Source organism: Nostoc flagelliforme FACHB-838, assembly GCF_014698065.1.
In the GTDB taxonomy this organism is placed as follows: Bacteria; Cyanobacteriota; Cyanobacteriia; order Cyanobacteriales; family Nostocaceae; genus Nostoc; species Nostoc flagelliforme_B.
The window spans coordinates 1-3099 of sequence record NZ_JACJSI010000564.1 but is presented as its reverse complement, the minus strand read 5'-3'; the positions used below and the strand labels follow the sequence as shown (position 1 = coordinate 3099).

Below are 3099 nucleotides of genomic sequence, written 5' to 3'. Positions count from 1 at the left end.
GGTCAAGAGGTATCCGAAAGCGAGTTTCAAACGTTTGTTGATAGTGTGATTACCCCTCGTTTCCCAAATGGTCTAACAATTTTTGATGCCAGTGGGCAATTTCAAGACAGTACTGGAATCATTATTGAAGAATCCTCAAAGGTTATCAGCTTTATCTTTGAAGATACTCTGGATAACGAAACTTCTATTAATCAAATTATTGAAGCTTACCTTCAACAGTTTAGTCAAGAAAGTGTCTTGACAATTGTTGATGAAGATATCCGTGTGCGTTTTGTCGAGTCTGAGCCTGTTCCAGAACCTTCTTCTGTTACTGGAGCGCTTCTATTTAGCACTTTGATCGTCGCTTGCAGATTCAAAAAGAAAGGGCTTTGATTCAGTTGAAGGTGGGATAAAACTAATTGAAGTAGATTCACAGAAGACATAGCAGCATCGACAAACTAATCTAGGGATGAACTATCTTGCTCGCAAGGCACATCAGGTAATGCATTGCTTGGAGTTAAAGCTGGAACATTATGCTTGTCAATAAATCGTCGTTTTCAGGAATTTCTGTAACGGCACTCTAAATAATATTTGAGGCACTTTAATGGATAGCATACACGCTGCAATTCTCACTCAAATCCTTACTGATAACGGATTCACTTCTGGGACTATTGCTGAAAATTTCATCCAGTGTCAAACGCCTGGGCATGATGATTACTTACTTAGATTCAGTTGGGATAATAATTCCGAATTAGTTGGAATTGAATTATTAGATTGCTGGGCAAATTCTCTAATTTCATCCTGGAAGACTTCTCCATCCATGATCCATTTAGTTTTGAGGCAGGTACAATTCTTTGTTAGAGAATATGAAACTATTTGGCACTCATAAATATAGCTACTAATTAAAAGTTACAAAAGCAGGTGATTTATTTAAGCCAAACCTGCTTAAATTGTTTGTGTCAGATGCTCGGTTTGCCTGGTTTGGCAGGTTAGGGGGTGTTTCCCAATTGGTACATTATAAGAGACAACAATGTTTAAATTTTAATCTTTTTGGCTTTGGTTTTTGTTTAAACACCCCTAAGACAGTTGAGCAACCGTAATGTAGCTGCTGCGCCATAATTACGCCGTATCCCAAGATTAGGAGAAAAGGCATTTCCAGTTTCGTTGACGGGAGTTGCAACACCGCAGTAGGCAGACATCTCTGTAATTGTTTTTTTCGCCCAATGATTAGATATGTCACTGAACGCTATTGGCTGCTGTTTATTGAGCATACCTGAAATTCCTCCACCCTCATCCGCATATTGAATGGCTTTACGCAATACCGCCATCAACTCAGCACGGGTTACTGTTTGGGTCGGACGAAAAGTGCCATCAGAATAGCCTTGCATAATCCCGTTAAATTTTGCCCACTCAATCATTGCAGCACTCCAACGGGTTGCGTTTACATCCCGAAAAGGCTTGCTGGTGACTTTCAATAAGTTTCCTGCTGCTGGCGGTGGGTCGTGTGGCACAGTCGCCCTACTTACGGGTAACTTACTGAGCGCGTTTATTACCATCGATATCATCTGTTCACGCGTTAAGTCTAACGTGGGACGAAAGGTATTATTAGAGGTGAAGCCTGCAATAAGACCTTTCTGAACAGCTTCTTGAATCTCTTTGGCATAAATATCAGCGTTAACATCGGTAAAGTTTGGCACTTGAACAACTACTGGTTTAGTCATGAAAGCGCATAACAACATAATCGTAGTGGTACCTGCTCCCGTTTTGGCAGTTAGTGAACCCAAAAAATTAAAAGTTGATTTGAACAAAGGTTTCATAATGAATTGAATGCTTACCTTTGTAGACGTTGCTCTCTTTAATCAGGTTTCTTAAAGTTATTAGTTATACCTGAAATTTCGCTATTGCTGCCGTCGGGCAACAGATGATTGGGCATCGCCCGTGATTCGCTCTCTGACAATAACCGAGTTGTCAGCGTCTGAACAGACTGCACCTACGCTAAAATATGATGTTCCCATTCTGAAATAATAGCAATTAAATAAGGTATCGCTCAGTTCGATACCTTGACTACTACTGGTATACGCACTCAAATATCTTACATCCGTAGTCTTGCTGAGTCAATTACACTGGAATTTTCCAGCAGAATTTTAATTTTGAAGCAAAACAAGGGAACTCTAGGTAAGAGTTGATTATTGTTGTGTCTATTATGATTATGGCTTCTCAGAATCAAGGCTTAGATTCTCAGAGAATTATTGCTATCACCGTTGAAAAAATCCGCCAATCTCTTGACTTAGAATATATTTTTCACACAACCACTCAAGAAATTAGGCAATTGCTCAACTCTGACCGTGTAATTTTATATCGTTTCAATCCAGATTGGAGTGGAAAAGTTGTCTCTGAATCCTTAGCACAAGGCTGGTTGCCTCTAATTGGGCAGCAAACGCATCAACCATTAGTAGAAAATATCAGTGAATGTAGGATGGACAACAAAAAAATTCAATATAATGGATAATCCCCGAATTTATATTCGCACCCAATTACTCGAACCAGATCAAGTCACTATTAGCATTGCCGACAATGGACTAGGAATACCATCCGATACTTTAAAACAAATATTTAATCCCTTTTTTACCACCAAGACTGTTGGACAAGGTACAGGGATGGGACTGGCTATTAGTTACCAAATTATTACACAAAAACATGGCGGTTCTTTAGAATGCATTTCCCAACCAGGAGTTGGTGCTGAGTTCATTATTCGTATTCCTCTGACTCAATTTGTGTCAAATTTCTAGTATGTTGGCAGCACTCGCAACAAGGATTTGTTTCTCCAGAGAAGTTTATTCCTATAGCTAAAGAAACTCGGCTAGATTGTTCCTATCGGTCACTGAGTAATGCGTGAAGCTTGCCGTCAGCTTCAACTAAATTTGATTTACAACAGCTTTCAAACGCTTTAAGCGCTGATTCTGTTCTGACCACTTTTGGCAAGCATCTTTAACGATTTCTATCTCTGAGAGGATGTTTGAAAAGTTTTCAGAGGTCAAAGATTATGCCAATCGCCTTACCATAATGCGGATCATGGCAAGATATAAAAAAGTCTCTGATGTTTCTGGTAATAACTCATAA

General features: G+C 39.4%; 5 protein-coding genes. 4 read left to right on the top strand and 1 reads right to left on the bottom strand.

Going from position 1 to position 3099, the window contains the following annotated elements:
* Both H6G97_RS48815 and H6G97_RS48810 read left to right on the top strand, forming a co-directional pair.
* Positions 1–372 (top strand): DUF3574 domain-containing protein (locus H6G97_RS48815; protein ID WP_190947479.1); only part of this gene is annotated, 372 nt, incomplete at its 5' end.
* Between the two features lie 211 nt (positions 373–583).
* Positions 584–868 (top strand): hypothetical protein, encoded by a 285-nt coding sequence (locus H6G97_RS48810; protein WP_190947478.1) that lies wholly within the window; start codon positions 584–586, stop codon positions 866–868.
* A 178-nt stretch (positions 869–1046) separates the two neighbouring features.
* Here the strand turns inward: H6G97_RS48810 and H6G97_RS48805 are convergent, their stop codons facing one another.
* Positions 1047–1700, bottom strand: coding sequence for an S-layer homology domain-containing protein (locus H6G97_RS48805; RefSeq protein ID WP_190947477.1), 654 nt, complete (start codon positions 1698–1700; stop codon positions 1047–1049).
* Positions 1701–2182: 482 nt separating this feature from the next.
* Between H6G97_RS48805 and H6G97_RS48800 the strand changes: the two genes are divergently transcribed.
* Positions 2183–2488 carry a GAF domain-containing protein gene (locus H6G97_RS48800; protein WP_190947480.1) on the top strand — a complete coding sequence of 102 codons (306 nt, stop codon included), beginning with the start codon at positions 2183–2185 and terminating at the stop codon, positions 2486–2488.
* A complete protein-coding gene (locus H6G97_RS48795; protein ID WP_190947476.1) occupies positions 2481–2768 on the top strand; it encodes an ATP-binding protein in 288 nt (95 codons plus the stop codon). The genes H6G97_RS48800 and H6G97_RS48795 overlap by 8 nt, the downstream gene beginning before the upstream one ends.
* The last annotated feature ends 331 nt before the right edge of the window (positions 2769–3099 follow it).

Excerpts from the sequence above, each read along its gene's own strand:
- H6G97_RS48805 (WP_190947477.1), bottom strand. The coding sequence starts at position 1,700 with ATGACTAAACCAGTAGTTGTTCAAGTGCCAAACTTTACCGATGTTAAC.
- H6G97_RS48800 (WP_190947480.1), top strand. The coding sequence starts at position 2,183 with ATGATTATGGCTTCTCAGAATCAAGGCTTAGATTCTCAGAGAATTATT.
- H6G97_RS48810 (WP_190947478.1), top strand. The coding sequence starts at position 584 with ATGGATAGCATACACGCTGCAATTCTCACTCAAATCCTTACTGATAAC.
- H6G97_RS48795 (WP_190947476.1), top strand. The coding sequence starts at position 2,481 with ATGGATAATCCCCGAATTTATATTCGCACCCAATTACTCGAACCAGAT.